The sequence below is a fragment of the Nocardia sp. TBRC8007 genome, from assembly GCF_056629435.1.
On the sequence record NZ_JBWSOR010000153.1, the window covers coordinates 1 to 484 of the forward strand.

The 484-nt window shown below is 73.1% G+C and carries 1 protein-coding gene; it reads right to left on the bottom strand.

Going from position 1 to position 484, the window contains the following annotated elements; all coding sequences use genetic code 11:
* The coding region (locus ACX4ZE_RS23055; RefSeq protein ID WP_480275563.1) for a dienelactone hydrolase family protein at nucleotides 1–484 on the bottom strand (484 nt) is incomplete at both ends.

Sequence of the window (484 nt, forward strand, 5' to 3'; positions counted from 1 at the left end):
AGGCACTCGGCGAGCAGGTCGACGACGTCGCGCCAGGCTCGCTGCGCGTGCCGTGGGTGGTAGCCGACGCCGGGGAGCACGGTGTGGTCGACCGTCGGGTGGTGGAAGGCATGCAAGGCGCCACCGTAGACCACGAGGCGCCAGTCGACGCCCGCGGCCTGCATCTCGGCGGTGAACGCGTCCCGTTGCGCGGGCGGCATGATCGGGTCTTCCGACCCGACCCCCGCCCACACCGGGCAGCGAATGCGCGCCGCCTCGCCCGGTCGGCCTGTGGTCAGTGCGTTGACTGTCCCGATCGCGCGCAGGTTGACGCCGTCGCGCCCGAGTTCCAGCACGATTGCGCCCCCGGTGCCGTAGCCGACGGCGGCGATCCGGTCGGGGTCGGTCCGCGGTTCGGCGCGCAACACGTCGAGCGCCGCGTGGCCGATGCCCCGCATCCGGTCGGGGTCGGCGAGTAGCGGCATGCAACGTGCCAGCATCTCCT